Genomic DNA, 820 nt, shown 5'->3' on the forward strand with positions numbered 1-820 from the left:
TTCTTCTCAGGTCTTCAAATGCATTGCCTTGTCCCAAGAAGGCAATAACTGTTAGGAATTGAATTGCTCCTTTGCAAGGAGCTGATGGAAAGTGATGCAATGCACCACAACAATGGTAGCTCAGATTATCTCCCATGGCGTCAAAGGCACATTGCAATTTTGTGAAGTTAGTGAAATCCACAAATGCAAGAAAGACAAATCCAGGATCTGTTGACCCTCCAGCAATAGCCAAGATCCCATCCAAAGCATTGTTAAATGTCTCCTCACTCCACTTCAAATTGCCTCCAACGTTTTTTGTCATATCTAAAACACATAAGCCAATAGGCACTTTATTATTGAAGTGGCGCATCAAGTAGAGATTGCCTTCCATTTGTAGGCTCACCACATAGATTGACCATGGCAAATCTCTAGGCTCAGTTTTCTCCTTTTGAAGGTGAATTGCCCATTGCATGTATTTTCTTGCTCCATTTGGAAAAGCCATTTTCTTTGTTCCACACTTCAAACTAGACCTGAGACATTCCTCGCATAGCATTAAAAGTGTTTTATAAACAACATCATTGATGTTATAAATTTTGACCACCTCCTCCGAGTCTTTACATGGTGAAGACTCATTCAAATTGTTGAAGCCTTCAAAAAGTGCATCTTGAATCAATTTGTCTTGCTTCAACTGCTTGATTCGATCATACATGTCAGTTGCATCACCATCCTTTGCACTCTTTTTGATAGTAAAATCTTCTCATCTCTAATCTCTTTTTGACAGTAAAATCTTCTCATCTCTAATCTCTTCTTGAATAGTCTTTACCTCTGATTCCTCAAGGCC

The 820-nt window shown here is 39.0% G+C and carries 1 protein-coding gene; it reads right to left on the minus strand.

What is annotated here, in order from left to right; translation table 11 throughout:
• Window positions 1-688: hypothetical protein (locus tag DD606_RS25805; protein WP_139158417.1), on the minus strand; the 688-nt coding region annotated here is incomplete at its 3' end.
• Window positions 689-820 lie beyond the last annotated feature (132 nt).

This window comes from Enterobacter cloacae complex sp. GF14B, from assembly GCF_004136805.1.
In the GTDB taxonomy this organism is placed as follows: Bacteria; Pseudomonadota; Gammaproteobacteria; order Enterobacterales; family Enterobacteriaceae; genus Enterobacter; species Enterobacter hormaechei_C.